Origin of the sequence: Nocardioides sp. NPDC087217, from assembly GCF_044744805.1 — a bacterium.
Lineage (GTDB): Bacteria > Actinomycetota > Actinomycetes > Propionibacteriales > Nocardioidaceae > Nocardioides.
Genome location: NZ_JBIUZB010000013.1, coordinates 1 through 23041 on the forward strand (window position 1 = coordinate 1; position 23041 = coordinate 23041).

A 23041-nucleotide genomic window follows, 5' to 3' on the forward strand; every position below is an offset into this window, starting at 1 on the left:
CCGGGACCGACCTGGCCGCCTTCTGCGACGCCCGGCTGCCCGAGCAGCACGACGCCTACCGCGCCAAGCTCCGCGCCAACCTCAACCAGGTCGCCTCGAAGCTGGCATGAGTCAGGGAAGGTCGAGGAAGGCGTACTGGGCGACCTTGTGCGGAAGCTGAACGACAGGGCCGCGTTTGAAACCGAAGTCGTCGAGCCTGGCGAGGGAGGCCTCGTTGGAGGCGTCGGGCTCGACGACGGCACGACGGGCGCCGGACTTGGAGATGACCTCCTCGATGAAGAACTCGAGGACCTCCTCCGTCCGGCCCTTGCGGGTCGGGGTGTCGGCGAGGAAGAGGTGGACGCCGATGTCGCCGGGGCGGCGATCGTAGAAGGTGCCGAGCTCGTCGACCTCGGGGTCCCAGGTCTGGAAGAGCGCGACCGGATCGCCGTCGAGCTCGACGATGTACGCAGCCAGATGGGGCTGCTCCTGCAGCCAGGTGTAGATCTCCTCGATCTCCTCGCGCGGCTTCTCGACCATGCCCCAGAACCGGGCCCGATCGTCGTGCAGCCAGCCGCACAACAGGTCGATGTCGGCCGACGGCTCCAGGTCACGAATGGTCAGGGGCATGTCTTCTCCTCGGTGAGCAGGGACCAGTTGGTGACGACGCGGACCGCGCCTCCCCTGGCCCAAGCGTCGTGCTGATCGATGTGGTGGGGGCTGTCCGGGGATCCGCTGACGCCGAGGGGTACGACCCAACGGCTGTTGTCGCGGTCAGCCAGATCCCAGGCGTAGCGCGCCACCGAGCCCCGGACGGTCACGGTGGTGCCCGGGATCCAGGCGTTGCAGCGCACCGTGTCGGTGTCGCCGGACAGAGGGGTGGCGGGAGCGGTCCGCGTGTGCGGGAGGTCGAACTGCTCCAGCGCGTGCAGCGGCCAGAAGCGGTGTTCCTCGGGCCAGGGCGCCGGGTCGCTGTCGGCGCCGCGTACGGCCTTCGCGGCCTCCCCGACGAGCGCTCGCGGGTCCAGACCGAAGGGCTTCTCCGCGGCCAGGATGATGTGCAGGGCGCCGGCCACCCGCGCGGACAGGCTGAACCACGGCTCATAGAGGGGCCCGTGCTCCGACGGCTCCCGCAGCGGCGCGAGCACCGGTGCCGCGCAGATGCGGTCGACGACCTCGGCACGCAGCGCGGCGTACCAGGCGGCGCCCGGAGAGCCGTCCATCGCGCCGTCCCACCCGGCCAGCGCCTCGGGTCGCAGATCGGCCGGGACCAGCCCGAGCAGCGGCGCGCCGGCGGTCTGCGTCGTGTCGGCGAGGACCGCCACCGCCTGCTCAGCGTCGAGGGGTCCCGCTTCGTCGAGGAGCTGCGCGATCCGGTGCGCCCGGAACGGCGGCGCGAAGCCGGCCGCGAGCACGTCGAACTCCGGCATGCACCGGTCGTTGGCGGTCACGACGGAACCATCCGCCGAGGCCGTACGCCGCGGAAGCGGGTCGACCCAGCCGGTCCACTCCCCCGCCTCATCCCGCCGCGGGACCCGGCCGCCGACAGTGTGGACGACGTCGCCGGCCACGTCGGCGATCACCCAGTTGTTGACCGGCTCGACCCAGTGCTCCACCGCGGCCTCGACATCGGCGACCGAACGGGCTCGCAGCAGCGGCAGCAGCGCACCGAAGCCGAGGTCGGCGAGCTCGTGACCGGGTGAGCGCAGCACCTCTCCCCAGCCCTCGTCGTAACCGCCGAGCACGACCGGTCCACGGTCGGTCTCCAGGATCTCGACCTCGACCGGCTCCTGGTCGCGGACGAGCACCGTCTCCACGCTGCGCCGCACCACCTCGCCGCCTGAGCGCAGGTCGACGCGGTGGAGATCCTGATAGTCGGCCATCGCGTTGGTGATCCCCCACGCGACCTGACCGGCGTGCGCGAAGTGCTGCACGCCGGGTACGCCGGGGAAGGTCATCCCGACGACATCGAAGGGGTCGTCGGGGTCGGTGCAGGCCAGCCGCACCTGGAGATAGACGTTGGGCGCCTCGAAGACGCGATGCGGGTCACCGGCCACGAGCGGCAGACCGGACCGGGTGCGGCCGCCGCCGACGGCGTACGCGTTGGAGCCGCCGGACAGGCCCTCGGTGCGGAACAGCTCGGCGTCGGCGCCGAGCACCCGCGCCGCTCGGGCGCCGAAGAGCTTCGAGGGGAACGACCCGAAGAGGATCTGCTGCACCCAGAAGACCGCCAGCGGCGTCCACGGCTGCCAGGTCCCTGGCGCGGGCCCGAGCCCATCGGGCCCGTCGAGCTCCGGGCAGGGCGCCCCCTCCAGGCCGGAGCGGACGCCCTCGACGTACGCCGTCAGGAACGCCTGCGTCTCCGAGTCGAGCCGCTCGTAGGCCGCCTGCGCCACCGCCTCCAGCCGAGCGCGGCGGGCGAAGGCGTCCCACTCGAGCCCGGCCGGTCCGAGCAGCTCGGCGGTGCGGCCCTCGCCTCGCAGCCGCTCGATCTCGAGCTGCCACCCGCGGTCCCGCGCGGTGGCCCAGCCCTGCAGCCGGGCCACCTCGGCGAGCGAGGCACCCCGCACATGCGGAATGCCCCACTCGTCCCGAAGGAGAACGCTCATGCCGCCACATCCGTAGCGCAAGCGCCAGAGTACGGACGCGGCGGCATGTTGACCCCATGACTCGCTCGCTCGCGCTCGCTCATGCGATCGGGTTGGCCAGCGTGCCGGCGAACATGAGCGACTCGGCCTGGTCGGTGATGTCGACCATCTGCAGGGTGTTGCGCAGCTGGAGCCGGTTGAGGCAGGAGTGCCGGAAGCGCGGGCGGAGGAAGTCGTAGCGCGCGACCGCGTCGGCCAGCTCGGGGTGGTCGGCGGCATGGTCGACGATGCAGGCCCGGGCCTCGGCCCAGAACTCGGTCTCCGGCAGCACCCCCTCATCATCGAGGATCGCGGCGACGTAGCGCAGCACCCCGTCGAAGATGTCGGTGTGGACGGCCAGCGCCTTGACGTCGTCAGGGAAGGATCCGCGGATCCGGGAGACCTCCTCGGGCAGCGGCAGGTCACCCATCACCGCCACCTCCTCGCCGATGTCCTTCATGAACATCCGCACCGGGACGTGGTCGCGCAGCACCATCACCAGGTTCTCGCCGTGCGGCATGAACGCCAGGTCGTACGCCAGCAGGCAGTGCACCAGCGGGCGCAGGTAGGCGTCGAGGTAGCTGCGCACCCATTCGCGGGCGGGCAGCCCGGAGGCACGGACCAGCTCGGCCGCGTACGAGGCACCGGCGGCGTCGCGGTGGAGCAGCGCCGCCATCGTCGCGCACCGCTCCCCCTCGGAGAGGCGCGGCACCGGCGACTCCCGCCACAGAGCGGCGATCATCTTCCGGTAGGGCGACGGGTTCGGCAGGGAGTGGAACACGTCGCCGGTCCAGCCGATCGAGGCGAGCTCGCGCAGCACCCCGAATCCGCGCTCCTTCAGCTCCGCGTCGCCCTCCACCAGGTCGGCGACCCAGTCGTTGATGACCGGCGTCGCGGCCATGTACGCCGGCGATAGCCCCCGCATGAAGCCCATGTTCTGAATCGACAGCGCGGTCTTGACGTAGTGCCGCTCCGGACGACTGGTGTTGAAGTACGTCCGGATCGACTGCTGCGGGCGGTGGACGTCCTCACCCTCGCCGACCAGCACGATCCGTCGCGCGGCGACGTCGGTCGCGAAGGTGACCGCGAGCTTGTGGCGCCACTGCCACGGATGGACCGGCAGGTAGCGGAACCCATCCGGGTCCAGCCCGAGCCCGCGCAGCTTCGCCGCGAACCGGGCCAGCGTCGCCTCGCCGAGCTCGGCCTCGTAGAGCGCCTGCTCGTCCTCGCCGCGGCCCAGGGCCAGGTGGGACTGGTCCCGGGAGACGGCGACCCACAGCAGGCTCAGGTCGTTGCTCGTCTCCGGCGCCCAGCGCGCGTGGTCGTCGATGTCGAAGCCGATCCGGCCGTTGTTGGCGACGAAGGCCGGGTGGCCCTCGCTCATCGCACCTTCGACGCTCTGGTGGTCGGCGTCGACCAGGTCGGCGGCGGTCAGCGTCTGGTGCTCGAGCTTCCAGCAGGCCGAGGCGATGGTGGCCGCCAGCTCCTCCAGGTAGGTCGGCAGCAGCTTGTCCGGGATCCCGAGATCGGGCGCGAACTCGGCGACGAACGCCTGCGCGTCGACCTCGGCCTCCTCACCTCCGCTCGTCCGGACGATCGAGGCCGGGTCCACCACCCAGTGCTCGAGCTGGAAGCGGCGCCCGGTGAACGCGTACGTCGAGGTCGGCCCCTGCAGCTCCCAGCCCGTGTCGGTGGCCACGGGCGCGATCATCCGCTCGTGGCTGAACTCCGCGATCGCCTTGGCGACCAGGTGGCGGTGCGCGACGCGCAGGTTCTCCGGGCGCAGGTGGGCGGCTGCGTACATCTCCCTGGTGCAGACCGAGAGCATCGCGGTCTTCTCCCCGATGCTGATCTCGCGCAGCTCGACGAAGCCGGCCTCGGTGTTCTTGCGCCGGATCGCCTCGTTGCGTACGTCCGGCTCGACCACCACGCGACGCACGCCGGGGTCCGCGAAGCAGTGCCGCATGACCGCCCGGAAGACCCGGGTGGTGTAGCCGGTCACGGGCTCACCTGAGGTAGGCGCGACCAGGACATGCATGCCCAGGTCGCCGGCGGCGAGGTCGGGCACCTGGGTGATCCCGGCGAGCTCGCTGCGGGCGGGGTCGTAGGTCTCGACCAGGAACGCCGGCACACCGTCGACCCGGCCGAGCCAGGCGTCGTGGTGCGGGTGGCCGGCGATCCGCGCGTACTCCGCGGCGACGTCCTCCAGCGTGGCGTCCAGCATCATCCAGTACGCCGAGCGCGGGTGGGTCACCCAGGAGTGGACGGTGGCGAGGTGGGCCTCGATCTCGAGCGGCTCGATCGTGATCCTCATCGGTTCTCCTCCGTGGGCTGGCTGTGCTCTCTCAAGATCCGGCTGGGCTGAATTTTGAACCGGTCCGGGACGCCGAACTCCTGGAAGGCGACCCGCTTCTCGACGGGGTACGGCTCCCGGCCGAGGATGGCGGCGAGGATGACCGAGCTGCGGTACGCGCCCATGCCGAGGTCGGGGGCGACGAAGCCGTGGGTGTGCTCCTCGCCGTTCTGCACCCAGATCTCGCGGTCGGCGGTGTCGACCGAGAAGGTCGAGCTGGCGGCGTAGCGCCCCTGCTCGTCGAGGCGGAGCCGGTCGCGGACGGGCTCCAGGAACGCCGGGATGCCGGCGCGGTAGCCGGTGGCGAGGACGAGCGCCTCGGTCGCCATCTCGTAGTCCTCCTCCTGCTCCACGTGGTGCAGCGCGAGGTGGTAGCCGCTCTCGGTCCGGGTCACGCCGCGCACCTCGGTGTTGGTGAGCAGCGTGGTCTCGGCCGCCTCGGTGACCGACCGGGTGTAGAGCGCCTCGTGGATCGCGTCGATGGTGTCGCCCGAGATGCCCTTGTAGAGGCTCTGCTGCGCCTTCAGCAGCCGCTCACGCTTCTCGCTCGGAAGCGCCTGGAAGTAGGCGGAGTACTCCGGGGAGGTCAGCTCGAGGGTGAGCTTGGTGTACTCCATCGAGAAGAACCGCGGGCTGCGGGTCAGCCAGGCCAGCTGGTAGTCGTGGTCGGGCTGGGCGGTCAGCAGGTCGAGGTAGACCTCCGCGGCCGACTGGCCGCTGCCGACGACGGTGATGCTGCGCCGGGTGACGAGCTCGTCCTTGCGGGCGAGGTACTCGGCGCTGTGCAGCGCCGGCCCCTCCGCGGCCACGACCTCGGCCGCACACTCCGGGACGCGTGGGGTCGTCCCGGTCCCGAGCACCAGCCGCCTGGTCCGATGGGTCTCACCGGAGGCGGTGGTCACGACGTACGTCTCCCCGTCGTGCTCCACCGAGGTGACCTGCTGGCCGAAGCGCACCGAGTCGAGCCGCTCGGCGACCCACTGGCAGTACTGGTTGTACTCGCGCCGGTGGGGCAGGAAGTTCTCGCGGATGTAGAACGGGTAGATCCGGCCGGTCTGCTTGAGGAAGTTGAGGAAGCTGAACCGCGAGGTCGGGTCGGCCATCGTCACCAGGTCGGCGAGGAACGGCACCTGCAGGGTGGCCTCGTCGAGCATCATCCCGGGATGCCAGTCGAACCGGTCGCGGCCCTCCAGGAACAGGCAGTCGAGCTCGTCGATCGGGTCGGCGAGGGCGGCCAGGCCGAGGTTGAACGGGCCGAGCCCGATGCCGATCAGGTCGTGGATGCGGGAATCGGTGAACACAGTGGTGGGCGTGGTCATCGGGCGACCTCCGGAACGGCGCGGCCCAGAGAAAGGCCCAGCGTACGGACCTGCTCGATGATCTCGAGTACGTCCTGCACGGAGGCCTTGGGGTTGAGCAGCGTCAGCTTGAGGAACTGCCGGCCGTCGACCTTGGTCGCGGCGACGACGCCGCGGCCGCCGCTCCACATCTCGGCGCGGATGCGGCGGTTGAGATCTCCCAGAGCCTCCTCGTCCAGGTGCGGGTCGACGTAGCGGAAGACGACCGTGGAGAGCTGCGAGGGCGTGACGACCTCGATGTCGGGCTGCGCGCTGAGGATGTCGTAGACCTCGCGGGCCAGGTCGATCACGGTCTCCAGGTAGGCGCCGATCTGATCCGGGCCCATCGTGCGCAGCGTCAGCCACAGCTTGAGCGCGTCGAAGCGGCGGGTGGTCTGCAGGGACTTGTCGACCTGGTTGGGGTTCTCCGACTCGCGTGGGTTGAGGTAGTCGGCGTACCAGGAGGCGTGCTGCATGGTCGCCAGGTCGCGGACCAGGAGCGCGCTGGAGGAGACCGGCTGGAACCAGGTCTTGTGGTAGTCGATCGTGACCGAGTTCGACCGCTCGATGCCGTCGAGCAGGTGGCGATACTTCGGCGAGGCGAGCAGCCCACCGCCGTACGCCGCGTCGACATGGAACCAGACGTTGAAGTCCTGGCAGGCGTCGGCGATGGCGTGGAGGGGGTCGATGACGCCGAAGTCGGTGGTGCCCGCGGTGGCCACGACCGCGGCCGGGACGAGGCCGTCGACGACGCACTCGTCGAGCGCCTCGCGCAGAGCGGCGACGTCCATCCGGTGCTCGGCGTCGGTCGGGATCGCGATCGCGGCGGCGTCGCCCATGCCGAGCAGGCGAGCCGACTTGGCGATGGAGAAGTGGCTGTCCGCGGAGGTCAGGAAGCGCAGCCGGTCCAGAGGTACGCCGCGGCGCTCCGCCTCACCACGGGCCAGGAGCAGCGCCTGCAGGTTGGACTGGCTGCCGCCGCTGGTGAAGATGCCGTCGCGGGTCGCCTCCGGGTAGCCCGCGCGAGCGGCGGTCCAGTCGATGAGACGACGTTCCATGAACGTACCGCCCACGGACTGGTCGAAGGTGTCCATCGAGGTGTTGACGGCCGCGATCAGCAGCTCCCCGACGAGGGAGGGGATCACGACCGGGCAGTTGAGGTGGGCGGCATAGGAGGGGTCGTGGAACCAGACCGCATCCTGGAGCCACAGCTTGCTGACCTCGGCCAGCGCTGCGGCGCCGTCGACGAGGGGGTTGTCCAGGTCGACCTCGGCGACCGGTACCGCTGCCTCCTCGGGCGAGATTCCGGTGGTGGGACCCTCGAGAGTGGCGAGCTGGTCGACGAGCAGCCGGATTGCTTCGGTGATGCCGCTGGTGTACTCACGAGCATTGTCGGGGTGGAACAGATGCTCCAAGTGCGGTGCGCTCACTGGTCTCCTTCGACACGGGGGGATTAGGTTAGGCGAACCTAAGTGAGGCTACCCTAAACGCGTCCCCGCCAGACAGGTGGGCCAGAGAGAGGACGATCACACCCGTGCCGCACTCCCCCACCCGGGCCACTCGCGTGCTCGCAGGTTTCGCCTTCGCCTCCCTCGGCAACGGCCTGACCCTTCCGTTCCTGTACGTCTACATGGCCCAGGTCCAGGACCTCGGCTCGTCGACCGCCGGCTGGATGTTCGCGTGGATGGGCCTGGTCGGCCTGGCGGCCGCCCCCGGCGTCGGCGCGCTCCTCGACCACTTCGGGCCTCGCGCGGTCCTGATCGCCGCGCTGATCGTGGAGTCCGTCTCGATCGGATCGCTCGGCTTCATAGACGGGACCGTGCCGACGATGGCGGTGCTGGCCGGCGTGGTCGTGGGCGCCTCTCCCCTGTGGCCGGGCACGACGACGCTGCTGGCCGGGATGGTCCCGGCCGAGGACCGCGAGCGGGCCTACGGGTTCGCCTTCCTGGGGCTGAACGCGGGCATCGGCGTGGGTGGTCTGGTCAGCGCGTTCCTCATCGACGTCGCGCGTCCGGAGACGTTCCAGGTGCTCTATCTGTGCGACGCCGTCGCCTATCTCGTCTACGCCGCGGTGCTGGCCTTCCTGGTCCGCTCCCCCGCCCGTCCCGCGGAGAACGACGCGGACGACGCGACCGCCGGATCCTGGGGCGAGGTGCTGCGCGATCGGCGTGCGGTGGCCCTGGTCGCCTGTGGGGTGCTCGCGGTGACCTTCGGCTACGGACAGCTCGAGGCCGGCGCGACCGCGTACGCCGTCGATGTGGCCGGGGTGCCGGCGACCGCGCTCGGCTGGGCCTTCGCGGCCAACGCCGCCGTGATCGTGTGCGGGCAGGTGATCCTGCTGCGGCTCACCTCCGGGTGGCGGCGTACGACCGCACTGGCGTGCGCCGTGCTGACCTGGTCGCTGGCCTGGAGCGTGCTGGCGGCCGCCGACCTGATGCCCGTCGCCGGCGCGGTGGCCGCCGTCGTGATCGGCCTGGCCATCTTCGGCCTGGGCGAGACGCTGTGGGCGCCGATCGTGACCGGGCTGGCGAACACCATCGCCCCCGACCACCTGCGCGGCCGCTACAACGCCTCCCTCGGTCTCACCCTGACCCTCGGCCAGATCCTCGGACCGGCGCTGGCCGGCTCGCTCATCGGCAGCGGCCTCGGCCACCTGTGGGCGGTCGTCGTGATCGGCGGCACCCTCACCGCGGGCCTGGTCCTGACCCGGCTCCGGTTCCTGCTCACCGCGGCCGAGGACGGCGCCCCGGAGGCCGAGACCCTCCGGGAGCCCGTCCAGGTGGCCGCCGACTAGCCTGCGGAGCGGTATCCCAGCCGGCCGCGGGTGGCGACGATGACGATCGCCGCGCCGATCCCCGCGGCGAGCAGCACCGCGAGCTGGAACCGGTCGGCGTCGACGCCCGGGAAGAGCTCGGTGGAGGCGACCGAGGCGTAGTTGTTGACGCTGGTGTGCAGCAGCATCGCCAGCGGCAGGCTCTGACCGGTGCGGTTGAAGACCCAGGTCATCACGATCCCGAAGGTGACGCAGAAGGCCGTGAAGACGAGCGGGGCGTACCAGCGCACGTCCGGCCAGCCGGCCCAGTCGGTCAGGAAGAGCGGCATGTGCCACAGCGCCCAGATCGGGCCGAGCACGAACGCGGACCCGAGCGGTCCGACCTTCCGCTGCAGCCGGGGCAGGGCGAAGTCGCGCCAGCCCGGCTCCTCGGCGAGGCCGGTGGTGATCATCTGCAGGATGAGCCCGGGGACGTACGCCACCAGCACGATCAGCCACGCCTGCGACGGCGCCGCCATCTGCCCGCCGACGGCCTGGGTCGCGACGATGATCGTGGCCGGCACGCCGATCAGGATCCCGGCGTACCAGCGCCAGCTGGCCCGCCAGCGCCACATCCCGACGACCCAGGCCCGCAGGCCGGCCCGGCCGCCGACGAGCCCGGTGACCAGCGCCGCGCTGCCGATCGGGCCCAGGTACGCGCCCGGGAGCATCCCGAGGAGCTGGCCGCCAATCATGCCGCCGGGGAAGGTGAGGTCCCAGACGCCGAGGCCGCTGTTGGACAGGACGTACGGTGTCCAGGCCAGCCAGCTCGCCGCGAGGGCCAGCACGAAGAAGGTGGAGAGCTGGTGGCGGGTGACAAATGCTCGTAGGCCCTGATCCGGTTCGGTGACGGGCCCGGTCACGGGCTGGGTTGTGGTCATGGTCGTTCCCTTTCGGCGTTGGTCGCTTTCCTGACCTGAAACCTAGGAACGGGGCCGGTCCGGTCGCGCCGGGCAAAAGAGCGAACCTTCGCACTTGCATCGAAAGATGCTGGCGACCGGGACCGGTTGCGGAAAGGATGATGGCGTGAGCGACGAGACGACGCGGATGGTGCCGCGACTGATCCCACCCGTGGTGGTCTGGCTGGTCACCACGGCACTGCTGGTGGCCGCGCCCGGCCTCGACTCCGCCGACGCCGAGATCGGCGGGAGCCCCGCGCTCGGCAGCGCGGGTTGGTGGGTCGCGCTGGTGGTGCTCACCGCACAGGCGGTCGTGCTCGTCGAGCGGCGCTCCCGGCCACTGGCGGTGCTGCTGGTCGTGGCCGCCGCCTCGGTCGTGCTCGCGGTCAGCGGCGCGGGCGACGCCACCAGCCTCGCCTCGGCGGCCGTGCTGGTCGCGGTGTGGTCGGCGGTGACCTCGACTCCGCTCCCCCGCCGGATCCGGGCCCTGGCCGGGGCACTGACCGGGGCCGGGCTGCTGGTCGCGCTCGGCACCTGCCTGAGCCAGACGAGCATCGGCCTTCCGGCCGGCACCGCGGTCCTGGCCGGTCTGGTCCAGGGTGCGGGCGTGATCGCCGCTCCGGCGCTGCTCGCCGTCACCGTACGCGCACGCCGCGACGCGCGGTCGGCCCGGACCGATCTCGCGGACGCCGTCGACCGGGAGCAGTCCGCCCAGATCGCCGCGGCGATCGCGGAGGAGCGTACGGCGATGGCCCGCGAGCTCCACGACATCGCCGCCCACCACCTGACCGGCATCGCGGTGATGACGGGCGCGGTCGAGCGGCAGATCGACACCGACCCGGCCGGCGCGAAGGAGTCCGTACGCCAGGTCCGCACCCAGAGCACCGCGATGCTGCGCGAGCTGCGTGGCCTGGTCACGCTGTTGCGGAGCCCGGGGCAGGCCGGGGAGGCGAGCGGGCACGAGCGCCTGTCCCAGCTGGGCTCGCTCGTCGACGACGCCCGTCGCGCCGGGCTCGAGGTGTCGTTCTCCCTCCTGGGGACCGGTTCCGTCACCGAGAGCGTCGGGCCGCTCGCCCAGCTCTCCGCCTATCGCACCGTGCAGGAGTGCCTCGCCAACGCAGCCCGGCACGCGCCGGGCGCCCGGTGCGAGGTGGTCCTGGACGCCCGGGATCCGGCCGAGGTGGTGGTGACGGTGCGTAACGGGCCGCCACCGATCCCCGCCGAACCGCCGCGTCGGCGTGGCCTGGGCCTGGTCGGCATGCAGGAGCGCGCCGACCTGACCGACTCGACGCTCGAGGCCGGACCGACCGCCGAGGGCGGCTGGCAGACGCGGCTGCGGATCCCCGCCACCGCCACCGCGGAGGTGGCCGGATGATCCGGGTCGTGGTCGCCGACGACCAGCCGTTGGTGCGTGCCGGGCTGCGTACGCTGCTGGAGACCGAGCCCGACATCGAGGTCGTCGCCGTGGCCGAGGACGGTGCCGCCGCGGTCGAGCGGGCGCTGGCGCTGCGGCCCGACGTGGTCTGCATGGACATCCGCATGCCCGGCCGCGACGGCATCAGCGCCACCCGCGAGCTGTGCGGTCCCGACGTCGCCGATCCGATCCCGGTGCTCGTCCTGACCACCTTCGACATCGACGACTACGTCTTCGGTGCCCTCGAGGCCGGCGCCTCCGGCTTCCTCCTCAAGGACGCCGACCCCGATGCCATCGTCGCCGCCGTACGCTCCGTCGCCGCCGGCCACGGCACCCTCGACACCTCGCTGACCCGGCGAGTCCTCCGCGAGGTCGTCACCCGCAGGCGTACGCAGCCCGTGACCGCAGCGCGCGCCAGCGAGGTCCTCACGACCCGCGAGCTCGACATCCTTCTCCACCTGGCTGAGGGCATGTCCAACGAGGAGATCGCCCAGGCGCTCGTCCTCGAGGTCTCCACGGTCAAGTCCCACCTGGCCCGGATGATGCCCAAGCTCGGCGTCAAGTCGCGCCTTCAGGCCGCGGTGTGGGCCTACCAGTCGGGGCTCGTCGAGCACTGACTCAGATCAAGCCGGTCTCCTGCGCGACATGGATGGCGCGGGAGCGGCTGTCGACATCGAGCTTGGTGAAGATGTGCGCGAGGTGGCTCTTCACGGTGGCCTCGGTGACGAAGAGCGTGCGCGCGATCTCCTTGTTGGTCGCGCCCCTGGCCAGGTGCCGCAGCACCTCGATCTCGCGATCGGTGAGCCGCGGCAGCGGGCTGCGCATGCCCTTGAGCACCCGGGTGGCCAGGTCCGGAGCGAGGACCATGTCGCCGGCGGCGGCGCGGTGGATGCCCTGGACGATGACCTCGGGGTCGACGTCCTTGAGCAGGTAGCCGGCGGCCCCGGCCTCGATCGCACCGAGCACCTCGGCGTCGCGGTCGAAGGTGGTCAGGATCAGCACGGCCGGCGCCGGGTCGAGGGCGCGGAGCGCGATCGTGGTCCGGATGCCGTCGATCCCGCTTCCCAGGCGAAGGTCGCACAGCACGACGTCGGGATGGAGGTGACCGGCCAGGGTGATCGCCGCCTCGCCGGTGGCGGCCTCCCCGACGACCGTCAGGGCGTCGCCCGCCTCGATCACGGCGCGCAGGCCGCTGCGTACGACCGGGTGATCGTCGACGAGGAGCACCGTGGTCATCGCGACCCCTCGATGTGGATCGGGAGATGCGCGGAGACCGCGGTGCCCTCACCGGGCGTGCTCTCCACGTCGAGGCCACCGCCGAGCTCGCGAAGACGGGCCCGCATGAAACGCAGCCCATAGCTGGACGAGCCGGCATCGGCGTCCTGCTCCCAGGCAGCGACATCGAACCCGTCGCCATCGTCGCTGATGTCCATACGCACCGAGTCACCGTCGTCGACCAGCGTGACCACGACCCGCGTCGCCGCGGCGTGGAGACGTACGTTGGCGAGGGCCGACTGGGCGGTGCGGAGCAGCGCGACCTCGACCTCGGTCCGCAGCAGCGGGAGCGTGTCGTCGACGTGGAGCTCGGCGTGCAGCCTGGCCTCGTCCCTCGTGCGGTCGAGCATCCGCCGGAGCGCCGAGGCGAGGGCGGCGTCCTCGAGCTCGGCCGGTGCCAGGGCCTCGACGATCCGACGTACGTCCGCGAGGCTGTCGCCCGCCAGCGCCTCGACCTGCGCAAAGGTACGCGAGGACTCCGGGTCCGTGGTGCGGTTGCCTCCGGCGTGGGTGAGGAGCCGGATCGAGGAGAGCGCCTGCGCGATGGTGTCGTGGATGTCTCGCGAGATCCGGGTGCGTTCGGCGATCGCTCCGGAGTGTCGCTGGGCCAGCAGCAGCTCGTCCTGCAGCTCGGCCATCTCCTGCTGCGCGCTCCGCAGGGACGTCACGAGCCGTTCTCGCTCGGCGGCGTCGCGGAGGAGCTGCAGGTATCCGCGGGAGATGCCGAACGCGAAGATGCCGCCGATGAGCGGGCCGAAGACGTCCGCGTAGCTGGTCGTGCCACGGTGCAGGATCGGGGCCACGACCACCACCACGAGGATCGCCGCCGAGAAGACCAGGCCCCAGCGCAGCGGCAGCAGATGCCCGGCGAGCAGCCAGAGCAGGAACGCGAGCCAGACGAACTCGTCCGAGACCGCGACCGCGGCGACCCAGATCACCGCGAAGCCGAGCAGCCACCACACCGGGAGCCGCGGCGAGCCCGTCCTGGCAGGCAGGATCGTGCCGGCGGTGTGCCACCCGAGGATCGCGAGCCCCGAGACGACCGCGGCGGGAAGCGCCACCCCCTCGCCGATCGCCCTGCTGACGCCGATCGCCGTCAGCACGACCACGATCACGTGCTGCCCGATCTCCATCGCCCGCACCGTCGAGGCGGCAGGGGTCGGGTGCGAGGCCCCGGGCCGCCTCAGCGGCGCGTGTACGACACTCATGTGCTCGATTCTCCCCCGGTCCTCTGCAGTCGTCCCGGCCACCAGATGCGGTCGCCCACCAGGGCGAAGATCGCCGGCACGATCACCGTACGCACCACCAGGGTGTCCACGAGCACGCCCACACCGACGATCAGGCCCAGCTGTCCGAGAGTGACCAGCGGCAGCACACCGAGAGCGGCGAAGACCCCGGCGAGGACGATGCCGGCGCTGGTGATCACACCGCCGGTGTGGGCGACGGCCTCGACCACCCCCACTCGGGTGCCGAGCCGCCCCGCGTCCGCGCGCGCCCGGTGGACGAGGAAGATCGTGTAGTCGATCCCCAGCGCGACCAGGAACAGGAACGCCAGGATCGGCACCTGCAGGTCGAGCGCCTGCTGATCGAAGATGACGCGGCTCAGCCAGGCCCCGGCGCCGATCGCGGCGACCGCGCTGGCGAGGTTCACCAGGAGCAGCAGTCCGGGCGCCACCAGGGAACGCAGCAGGACCAGGAGCACGAGGAAGCTCACCACGAGCACCAGCGGCGCGATCAGCAGCAGGTCGTCCTCGCTCCCCTCGGCGGCGTCGAGCTCGGTCGCGACCGCGCCGCCGACGAGTGCCTCCGCGCCCTCGATCGGGTGGACCGCCTCCCGCAGGTCGGTGATCTGGTCGAGACTCCGCTCGGTTCCGGGCGAGAACTCGCTGGTCACCATGATCTTCGTCGACGCCCCGTCATCGGTGACTCCGGCCGGCTGGGCGCGCACCACGCCCTCCACGCCACCCGCGATCGAGGCCACCTCAGCAGCGGCCGCACTGTCGGCGAGGATGTAGATCGGCTGGGCCTCGCCGGGCGGGAAGTGCGCCGAGAGCGTCTCCAGACCGGCGGCCGACTCGGACTGCACCCGGAACTTCTCGCTCTGATCGAGCCCGACCGACGTACCGGAGAGGCCGGAGGCCATCACCGCGAGCAGCACGAGCCCACCCAGCAGGCTCGCGACCGGGCGCTTCACCACCCGCGACGCGACCGCGCGCCAGACCCGGCCCTGGTCACGCGAGTCACCCGGGCGAGGGACGAACGGCCAGAACAGTCGTCGCCCACACACCGCCAGGGCAGGCGGAAGCACGAACAGCACCGCGACCAGGGCGATCAGCAGACCGATCGCCGCGGGCACCCCCAGCCCGCGGGTCATCGGGATCGTGGCCACGACCAGGGTCAGCAGGGCGAGCACGACCGTCAGGTTGGAGGCGAGGATCGCGAGCGCCGTCTTCCGCCAGGCAGTGCTCAGCGCCAGCCGGTCGTCCTCGGTCCGCTGCAGCTCCTCCCGGTACCGCGAGATCAGCAGCAGCGCGTAGTTGGTCCCCGCACCGAACACGAGGACGCTGACGACGCCGGCGTCGAACCCGAAGTCCCACAGCGCTCCCGCCGCGGCGGTGACCCGCCCGGCGAGCGCGTCGGCGAGGGCGACCACGACCAGCGGGACCAGCCACAGCACCGGCGAGCGGTAGGTGATGATCAGCAGCACCGCCACGATCAGGACCGTCACCAGCAGCAGCGTGAGGTCGGCGCCGTCGAAGGCCGCGGCCGCATCAGCCCCGAACGCCGGCCCGCCGGTCACCTGCAGCACCAGCCCGTCGGGAGCCTGCCCCGCGACATCGGCTCGCAGCGCCTTGATCACCCTCGCCGTCTCGGCGTTGTCGGCGCCGACCGTGATCGGCACGGCGAGAGCCGCGGCTTCCCCGTCCTCGCTGAGCATCGGACCGGCGGAGTCGGGCGCGGCCTGCGCACCGACCTGGACGCCGAGCCCCTCGAGGCCGTCGAGATCACCGCTGGAGAGAGCACCCTCGTCCTCGCGGGAGGCGACGACGAGCACGGACTCACGATCCGCACCGGGGAACTCCTCCAGCAGCGCGCTCACCCGCGTCGACTCCGACCCCACCGGCGCCTGCCCGGTCCGCGCCGGGGCCTCCGCACCGGCGAAGGCCCCGAAGAGCACCCCCATCACGACCACCGCGAGGCCGAGCGTCACCCAAGCCCCACGGCGGGAGGTCAACCTGTCTGCGAGATGCGGACGAGCACCCGACCGCGTACGAACCAGAGAATCTGCCATGCCGACAACTCCACCAGCGGCGTCGTCCCAGATCATCGCGAGCAGGACTGAACCAGGAATCATCCATTTGGCTGATGCCGGCGGGCCGGAGCGGTCAGGGACCGGCCACGGAAGGCTTGACCGCGAGCACCGGGGAGGTGGCATCGAGCAGGATCCGCTGGGCGGTGCTGCCGAAGACCAGCTTTCCGACCGGTGTCCGCGCACGCAGGCCCAGGACGATCAGCCGCGCGTCGAGCCGCTGGGAGACCTGGATGACGGTGTCGCTGGGGTCACCCAGGTCTCCGCGCTCGACCTCGACCCGGCCGGCGAGCTCCGGCCACCGACCTTCGAGCTCATCGGCGTCGGGGACCCGCTCTCCGCGCACGGCGGGCACGATGACCACGGTCTCTCCCTCTCGGGACTCGGCGACCGCGGCCGTGACGGCGGCGTGTCCGGGCGGGGTGTCGGCGTAGGCGACGACGATGGTCATCGGCGTTCCTTTCGATGATGCGTGGACGGGCGAGAGGTCGGCGCGGTCACTGCAGCAGGCCCATCGGCAGGTCGACCGGCAGCAGCGACGGCAGGGCCAGCAGCACGGCGCCCAGGACGAGGGTGTAGATGATCGCCGTACGTGGCCGGGTGCGGGCTGCGTACAGGAGGAACACCGGGGTGAACACCAGGGTCGCCGCGAGGTAGCCGCCGAGCATGACGAGGACCAGGAACGCGGCCATCGCGACAAAGGTGCGCATGGCGATCACCAGGTCGTGACGCCGAGCCAGGGCCCGGGCGTCGACCGCGTGGTCCACTCGGGTGGCGACCATCGTGGCACCGGACCCACCCGTGGGTTCGACGCTGTCATCGAGCGTGTCACGGCGGGTGTCCTGCCGCCTCGCGCGCAGCTCCTGCCAGGTCAGGATGAGTGCCGCGGCCAGACCGCCGATCGCTACGAGCCGCGGCATCAGCGCGGCCTCTGCGGAGAACGACCCACTCACCCACAGCGCGCCGGCGAAGACCAGCACCGCGACGATCGCGACGGCGCGAGACCAGGGCGTACGGGCCAGCGAGCCCTCGAGCTCGTCGCCGTGCTCGTCATCGCTCTCGTGCTCGTCCCGATGACCGTCGTCGGCAGCCCCCGAGGCTCGCCGAACCCTCTTGATCAGGGACCACGCCAGCGGCACGATCAGCAGCGCGGCGAAGACGAGCACGCCGGGTCGCGCGACCCAGGAGGCGCCGTCGTACAGGCTGGCGGTCAGGTAGTAGTAGCGCTCCATCGGGATGGCCAGGACGAAGCCGATCAGGAACGGAGCCCGCGGCATCCCGGTGGCCTTGAGGAAGAAGCCGACCACGCCGAGCGCGACCATCACCCACAGGTCGCCGATCTGGCCACCCTCCTGGAACGCGCCCAGGAGCATCACCACGAGAAGACCGGGCCCGAGCACGGCGAAGGGCACCTTGGTGAGCTTGGCGAGCGAGCCGGTGGCCAGGAAGCAGAGGAAGGCTCCGGCGACCGAGGCGATCGCGAACGCCCACACGATCAGGTACATGAGGTCGAGATGGTCGGTGACGATCGCCGGCCCCGGCTGGATGCCGTACGTCAGCAGCATCCCGAGCAGCATCGCCGACGGCACGCCGCCGGGGATGCCGAAGAGGAAGGTCGGGATCAGGTCGCCGGCCTCGACGGAGTTGTTGGCGCTCTCCGGACCGACGATGCCGCGGGGGTCGCCCTTGCCGAACTTCCGCTTGTCCTTCGCGGTGGCCACTGCCTGCCCGTAGGCGAGCCAGGTGCCGGCGGTGGCGCCGACGCCGGGCAGCACGCCGGCCCAGATGCCGATCAGCGCGCCTCGGATGACATGGGTCCAGTGGGTCAGCCACTCGCGGATGCCGGATCCCCAGCCGCCGGTGAGCTCCACCGGCTTCTCGGTGACCCGTCGCTGCCCGACCCGGCTGGCGATCTCGGCGAGCCCGAACACACCCAGCGCGACCGCGACCAGGGAGATGCCGTCGCTGAGGAACAGCGACCCGAAGGAGAACCGCTCCTCGGCGGTCGTGGGCGAGGTGCCGACGAGACCGAGCAGGAGTCCGAGCAGTCCGGCGGTCAGGCCCTTGACGACGTTGCCGCGCGAGAGCACGGCGGCGAGCGAGACCCCGAGGATGGTCAGCATGAACAGCTCCGGGCTGCCGAAGGACAGCACCAGGGGCCGGGCCAGCGGAATGGCGAGGGTGAGCCCGACCGCCCCGATCAGGCCGCCGGCCATCGAGGAGAGGAAGGCGAGCGACAGGGCGCGTTTGGCCTGTCCTTGCCGCGCCATCGAGTAGCCGTCGAGCATCGTCACGCTGGCCGAGGCGGAGCCGGGCGCGCCGAGCAGGACGGCGGCGACCGTGTCGGAGGTGTGCACCACGGCCAGTGCTCCGATGAGCATCGCGAGCGCGGGCTCGGGCTCCATTCCGAACGTAATCGGGAGGAGGATCGCCACCGCGCCGGTGCCACCGAGACCGGGGATCAGGCCGATGACCAGACCGGCCACCACGCCGACGGCGAGCATCATGAGGAGCGAGGGATCGGCCAGGGAGGCCAGGGCCGAGAAGGCTGCGTCAGTCATGTGTCTGCCCTCAGTCGATCGTGATGTCGTAGTCGGTCTCGAGCAGCTCGAGGACGTCCTCGCGGACGCTCTCGTCCACCTGGTACGCCTCGCCGATCCGTTCGGGGAGGTCGGGTGAGGCATCGAGCGGATAGCCACCGAGCACCTCGGCGGCGGACTTCTGGAACGCGGGATCGGCACCCATCTCGTCGGCCGTCGAGCGCAGCAGCTCGACCGCCTCGTCCGGTGTGTCCTCAGGCACCCAGAGCGCCTTCTGGTAGGTGTAGGTCAGCGCCAGGATGGCGCGGTAGGTCTCCAGCGCCTCGGGATCCGGCTGCTTGCCATGGAGCTTCTCGTACGCCTCGACGACGGTCGGCAGGTCCGGGAAGTTGGGATCGCGCACGATCTCACCGTCCTCGTTCACCTGCCCGAGCGAGAAGAGCGGCACCGCGGTGCCGTCCTCGACCAGCGGCTCGACCGCGGGCCCGTACGACGAGGTCGTCTGGTAGTCGATGTCGACCTCGCCGCGCTGGAGCGCGAGGTTGACCGGTCCGCGGCCCTCGAAGCCGAAGGTCGAGTCGATGTCGGCCGAGAGCAGGTCGAAGGCCAGCATCGTGGTGAGGTCAAGGCTGGTCGCCGCGATGCCACCAAAGATGAGCGGCTTGTCCCGGTCGACGAGGTCCTCGATGCCGTCCACCCCAGCGCCGGTCCGGGCGTAGACCACCGCGCCGGTGCCGTTGGCCAGGACCGGCCGCAGCTTGTTGAAGTCGTAGCGCACCGCCGGCATGTCGAGGAGGTAGGGCACCACCGTCGAGGCGGTGCTGACCAGCACCTCGGTGCCGTCGGTCTTCGCCGAGGTCATGAAGTGGTTGGTGCCCAGGATCCCCTCGCCGCCGTCGTCGTTGACCGGAGCCAGGCCCGGGGAGCCGGGCACCGCCTCGGTCAGCTCGGCTCCGACGAACCGGGCCCAGGTGTCTGTGCCACCACCCTCGGCCAGCGGGATCATCATCTCGACGGTCTCACCCGAGTAGTCGCCGTCGGCCGTGGAGGCGGCCGGGTTCAGGAAGTCCCCGCCCAGGACGGAGACGCCCACCGCCAACGCGGTGAATCCGGCGAGGACGGCTACGGCGAGTCGTGGAGTCGGCGCAGGTCGCTCCGGCGGGTCCTGCGTCGGGCCGGCATCCTCGTCTGCGGTCGTGGCGACGTCCTCTTCTTCGACGTGCTGGGTCATGAGTTCCTCCAGGTGTAGCGAGCCTCACACGGGCATCCCGTGTCAAGGGGTCAGATGGTCAAGCCGATGCGGACGGCAGGAGCGGTGGATCCGGCAGCACGACGGATCCGTGGGCGAGACGGCGGTAGGTGCGTACGACGCCGACGACAGGGACGCCGTCGTGCTCCTCGGCGAAGGTGCTCACGCTGCCCGCGGGAGTTCCGAGCCGCAGGCCGGTGGCGGGCCTCCCCGCGGGGACGAGGTCGTGAACGACCGTGCCGGGGGCGTCGGCGGCCAAGGTCAGCGCCACCGAGCCGGTCACCGGAACCGCCGGATGGAAGCGCCCCATCGACAGCATGCGCACGGTCAGGTCGGTGTGCTCCTCGCTCGCCGGGTCGGGGGCGGCGACGAGCGCGAGCTTGGGAACGGCACGGGCGACGGCATCCGGCGTCGGGGCGAGCCCCATCAGGACACCGGCTTCCCGGCGTACGGCATCGAGGCCGGCCAGGAGGCCGGGCACCAGATCGAGGTCGGCGATGTCCTCCTCGCCGCGCACACCGAAGTCGGCAGCGTTGGCCGCGACGACCGGCGCGCCCGCGTCGATCAGCGTGACGGTCACCCCGCCCACGGTCTCCGGCAGGACATCGCGCAGATGACCCGTCGGGAAGAGCCGTCCGGTGCTCCGGCCCGCCGGATCGACGAAGCCCATCCGCACCGGCGCGCCGAGGAAGGGAACGCCGGGGATCGCCTCGGAGGCCTCCTCGTCGAGTACGCCTCCGGGGGTCGGCACGCGCTGCACGATGAGCTGGTCGGTGTTGGTGTTGAGGACGCGGACGGCCGTCTCCGGCGTGCCGGTGCTCACCCATCCTTCGCGGATCGCGAACGACGCGACCACCGCGGAGCAGTTGCCGCAGTTGCTCCCCCAGTCGACCTTGGCCTCCTCGATGCCGACCTGGGCGAACGTGTACTCCACATCCACCCCGGGCGTCGCCGAGGGCGCGAGGATGACCGCCTTGCTCGTGGTGGACGTACCGCCGCCGACGCCATCGACCTGGCGATGGTCAGGGCTGCCGTAGATCCTCAGCAGCACCTCGTCGACGGACAGGTCCGGGACGTTCAGGTCGTCGCGACGGAAGACCCAGCACTTGCTGGTGCCACCCCGCATCCAAGTCGCGGCGATCTCGCGCATATTGCCTCCTCAGCCGAGTCGTCCGGGCTGTCCGGACCCACACAGACTGGAGCGAGGTGACTTGTAGCACAATCACGAGTTCGAACATGAGCATGAAGCAAAACTGCACGCTCATCGGACGGCTCCGGGCCGCCTTCGCGTCCCGCTGCGCGTCTTCGCGGCTGAAGCAGCACTGCACGGCCCTACATGGCCATGTAGCACGACTTCATGCAGACTGGGGCCGTGCTCGACATCAAACGACTGCAGATCCTGTTGGCGATCGTGGAGGAGGGGTCCGTGACCAGCGCGGCCGCGGCGCTGGGCTACACGCCTTCGGCGATCTCGCAGCAGCTCCTCAGGCTCGAGCGCGAGGCCGGGCAGCCGCTCCTCGACCGCCACGCCCGAGGCATGACCCCGACGGACGCCGGCCTGGTCCTCGCCACCCACGCGCGCAAGGTCCTGCGCCAGCTGGCGGCCGCCGAGTCGGACCTCGCCGACATCGCTGGCGTACGTCGCGGCAGCGTCACCCTGGGCACCTTCCCCACCATCGGCAGCTCGTTCCTACCCCTGGCGGTCCGGCGCTACAAGGAGCTCTACCCCAACATCGCGCTGACCATCCACAGCGGCCGCGAGGACGATCTCGTGCGCATGCTGGAGGAGGGCAAGGTCGCCATGTCCCTGCTGTGGGACTACGCCTGGGAGCGGGTCGACAACGACGAGCTGGTGCTGACCGAGCTCTTCACCGACCCCACCGTGCTCCTCGTCGGCGCCACCCACCGCCTGGCCCGGCGGCGTACGGTCCGGATGGCCGATCTCGCCGAGGAGCCCTGGATCATCCGCGCGGGAGGACACCCTGTCGTCGAGGTGCTGCAGCGGAGCGCCGTCGCCGCGGGCTTCACGCCGACCATCGCGTTCCAGGCCAACGACTACCAGGAGGCCCAGGCCATGGTCAGCGTCGGACTGGGCATCGCGCTCGCTCCCCGAACGGCCACCGTCAACCAGCATCCCGACGTACGCGTCATCTCCCTGGGCGACTCCGCGCCGCCCCGGCGCGTGCTCGTCGCGCACCGGACGGGCCGGGTCCGCAGCGCGGCCGAGCTCGCCCTGCACGACGTGCTCGTGGAGACCTCGTCGACCTACTCCTGATCAGCCACCCAGAGGGCGCAGGCCGATCTCGGTGAGCCGCCGACCCCGCCGCCGGAGCAGGTCCTGGAAGGCGGCGGCGAGCGTCGACGGACGGCGGTCGAGCCAGCAGGCACCGATGTGACGTACGGCCTCCGGGTTCGTCAACGGGACCTCGACGCAGCCCGTGGCCCCGTGCGGGTCACGGGGCGCCAGGCTCACCCCGAGGCCGGCCGAGACGAGTCCTCGGAGCGTGGCGAGGTCGTCGCCCTCGAAGCCGATCGTGGGCGTGACGCCGCTGGCCTCAGCGAGACCCTCGAGCAGCGTACGCATCCCATAGCCGCGCTTCATGCAGATGAACGTCTCCGCGCCGGCCTCCTCGAAGCCCACCCGGGCACGTGTCGCCAGGCGATGGCCGGGCGGTACGACCAGGACCAGGGGCTCGGTGTGCAACCGCCACTGGCGCATGTCGGAGCGATCGTCGAGCGGCGAGATCAGCGCGACCTCGGCGGTGCCGTCGGTGACCGCCTCCAGGCACCGCGGTCGCGAAGTCTGGATCAGGTCGACCGATGTGCCCGGATGCTCCTGCAGGAACGCCTTGACCAGCGCCGGTACGACCCGCTCGCCGAGCGTGCTCTGGAACGCGAGGGCGATCCGTCCTCGCGCGCCCGACTCCTGAGCCTGCACCGCCTCGATGCCCGCCGTGGCCGCGGCGACCGCGGCGGCTGCGTGCGGGGCCAGCGCCTCCCCCGCCCTGGTGAGCCGCAGACCCCGCCCGTGTCTCTCGACCACGTCCACGCCGAGCTCTCGACCGAGGCGCGCGAGCATGCGGCTCACCGTGGGCTGCGGCATCTGCAGCAGGTCGGCGGCGGCGTGCGTCTGCCCCGTCTCGGCCAGGGCCGCGAGGGCCGGGAGCATCGGCAGGACGTTTCGCGCGGTGGCATCCACACTCGTCATTGTATGCAAATCCGCATTATTAGTGCGTCACTGATGCA

General features: G+C 71.3%; 18 protein-coding genes. 4 read left to right on the forward strand and 14 right to left on the reverse strand.

Annotation, left to right across the window (positions count from 1 at the left end; translation table 11 throughout):
- Positions 1-111 precede the first annotated feature (111 nt).
- The 5 genes from ACIO3S_RS28885 to ACIO3S_RS28905 all read right to left on the reverse strand — a co-directional run bounded on the left by ACIO3S_RS28885 (position 112) and on the right by ACIO3S_RS28905 (position 7726).
- On the reverse strand, positions 112-609 hold the full coding sequence (locus tag ACIO3S_RS28885) for a GNAT family N-acetyltransferase (protein ID WP_400470180.1): 498 nt from the start codon (positions 607-609) through the stop codon (positions 112-114).
- The gene (locus ACIO3S_RS28890; RefSeq protein WP_400470183.1) at positions 600-2588 is read right to left on the reverse strand and encodes a penicillin acylase family protein; all 1989 of its coding nucleotides are present in this window, start codon (positions 2586-2588) and stop codon (positions 600-602) included. The genes ACIO3S_RS28885 and ACIO3S_RS28890 overlap by 10 nt, the downstream gene beginning before the upstream one ends.
- A gap of 79 nt (positions 2589-2667) precedes the next feature.
- Entirely contained in the window at positions 2668-4920 is a 2253-nt protein-coding gene (locus ACIO3S_RS28895) for a GNAT family N-acetyltransferase (protein ID WP_400470186.1), read from the reverse strand.
- Positions 4917-6278: a lysine N(6)-hydroxylase/L-ornithine N(5)-oxygenase family protein gene (locus tag ACIO3S_RS28900; RefSeq protein ID WP_400470189.1), complete on the reverse strand. Its 1362-nt coding sequence runs from the start codon at positions 6276-6278 to the stop codon at positions 4917-4919. The genes ACIO3S_RS28895 and ACIO3S_RS28900 overlap by 4 nt, the downstream gene beginning before the upstream one ends.
- On the reverse strand, positions 6275-7726 hold the full coding sequence (locus ACIO3S_RS28905; protein WP_400470192.1) for a pyridoxal phosphate-dependent decarboxylase family protein: 1452 nt from the start codon (positions 7724-7726) through the stop codon (positions 6275-6277). The genes ACIO3S_RS28900 and ACIO3S_RS28905 overlap by 4 nt, the downstream gene beginning before the upstream one ends.
- A 104-nt stretch (positions 7727-7830) precedes the next feature.
- Here ACIO3S_RS28905 and ACIO3S_RS28910 point away from each other — a divergent pair, with 104 nt between their 5' ends.
- Complete coding sequence (locus ACIO3S_RS28910) at positions 7831-9090, forward strand: MFS transporter (RefSeq protein ID WP_400470195.1); 1260 nt, start codon at positions 7831-7833, stop codon at positions 9088-9090.
- Here the strand turns inward: ACIO3S_RS28910 and ACIO3S_RS28915 are convergent.
- On the reverse strand, positions 9087-9989 hold the full coding sequence (locus ACIO3S_RS28915) for a type II CAAX prenyl endopeptidase Rce1 family protein (protein WP_400470198.1): 903 nt from the start codon (positions 9987-9989) through the stop codon (positions 9087-9089). The genes ACIO3S_RS28910 and ACIO3S_RS28915 overlap by 4 nt on opposite strands.
- Positions 9990-10134: 145 nt before the next feature.
- Between ACIO3S_RS28915 and ACIO3S_RS28920 the strand changes: the two genes are divergently transcribed.
- Both ACIO3S_RS28920 and ACIO3S_RS28925 read left to right on the forward strand, forming a co-directional pair.
- The gene (locus ACIO3S_RS28920; RefSeq protein WP_400470201.1) at positions 10135-11382 is read left to right on the forward strand and encodes a sensor histidine kinase; all 1248 of its coding nucleotides are present in this window, start codon (positions 10135-10137) and stop codon (positions 11380-11382) included.
- Positions 11379-12038 (forward strand): response regulator transcription factor, encoded by a 660-nt coding sequence (locus tag ACIO3S_RS28925; RefSeq protein WP_160021884.1) that lies wholly within the window; start codon positions 11379-11381, stop codon positions 12036-12038. The genes ACIO3S_RS28920 and ACIO3S_RS28925 overlap by 4 nt, the downstream gene beginning before the upstream one ends.
- Before the next feature lies 1 nt (position 12039).
- Here the strand turns inward: ACIO3S_RS28925 and ACIO3S_RS28930 are convergent, their stop codons facing one another.
- The 7 genes from ACIO3S_RS28930 to ACIO3S_RS28960 all read right to left on the reverse strand — a co-directional run bounded on the left by ACIO3S_RS28930 (position 12040) and on the right by ACIO3S_RS28960 (position 20945).
- On the reverse strand, positions 12040-12657 hold the full coding sequence (locus ACIO3S_RS28930; protein ID WP_400470205.1) for a response regulator: 618 nt from the start codon (positions 12655-12657) through the stop codon (positions 12040-12042).
- Complete coding sequence (locus ACIO3S_RS28935; protein WP_400470208.1) at positions 12654-13904, reverse strand: sensor histidine kinase; 1251 nt, start codon at positions 13902-13904, stop codon at positions 12654-12656. Before ACIO3S_RS28935 ends, ACIO3S_RS28930 begins: the two co-directional genes overlap by 4 nt.
- Positions 13901-15907, reverse strand: a complete 2007-nt coding sequence (locus ACIO3S_RS28940) for an MMPL family transporter (protein ID WP_400470211.1) — start codon at positions 15905-15907, stop codon at positions 13901-13903. The genes ACIO3S_RS28935 and ACIO3S_RS28940 overlap by 4 nt, the downstream gene beginning before the upstream one ends.
- A gap of 175 nt (positions 15908-16082) precedes the next feature.
- The gene (locus ACIO3S_RS28945) at positions 16083-16457 is read right to left on the reverse strand and encodes a universal stress protein (RefSeq protein WP_400470214.1); all 375 of its coding nucleotides are present in this window, start codon (positions 16455-16457) and stop codon (positions 16083-16085) included.
- Between the two features lie 46 nt (positions 16458-16503).
- The gene (locus tag ACIO3S_RS28950; RefSeq protein ID WP_400470217.1) at positions 16504-18567 is read right to left on the reverse strand and encodes a tripartite tricarboxylate transporter permease; all 2064 of its coding nucleotides are present in this window, start codon (positions 18565-18567) and stop codon (positions 16504-16506) included.
- 10 nt (positions 18568-18577) lie between these two features.
- On the reverse strand, positions 18578-19777 hold the full coding sequence (locus ACIO3S_RS28955) for a Bug family tripartite tricarboxylate transporter substrate binding protein (protein ID WP_400470220.1): 1200 nt from the start codon (positions 19775-19777) through the stop codon (positions 18578-18580).
- Positions 19778-19835: 58 nt separating this feature from the next.
- Entirely contained in the window at positions 19836-20945 is a 1110-nt protein-coding gene (locus ACIO3S_RS28960) for a PrpF domain-containing protein (protein ID WP_400470223.1), read from the reverse strand.
- Positions 20946-21152: 207 nt separating this feature from the next.
- Between ACIO3S_RS28960 and ACIO3S_RS28965 the strand changes: the two genes are divergently transcribed.
- Positions 21153-22070, forward strand: a complete 918-nt coding sequence (locus ACIO3S_RS28965) for a LysR family transcriptional regulator (protein ID WP_350842179.1) — start codon at positions 21153-21155, stop codon at positions 22068-22070.
- Here the strand turns inward: ACIO3S_RS28965 and ACIO3S_RS28970 are convergent, their stop codons facing one another.
- On the reverse strand, positions 22071-23003 hold the full coding sequence (locus ACIO3S_RS28970; protein ID WP_400470226.1) for a LysR family transcriptional regulator: 933 nt from the start codon (positions 23001-23003) through the stop codon (positions 22071-22073).
- Between the last annotated feature and the right edge of the window lie 38 nt (positions 23004-23041).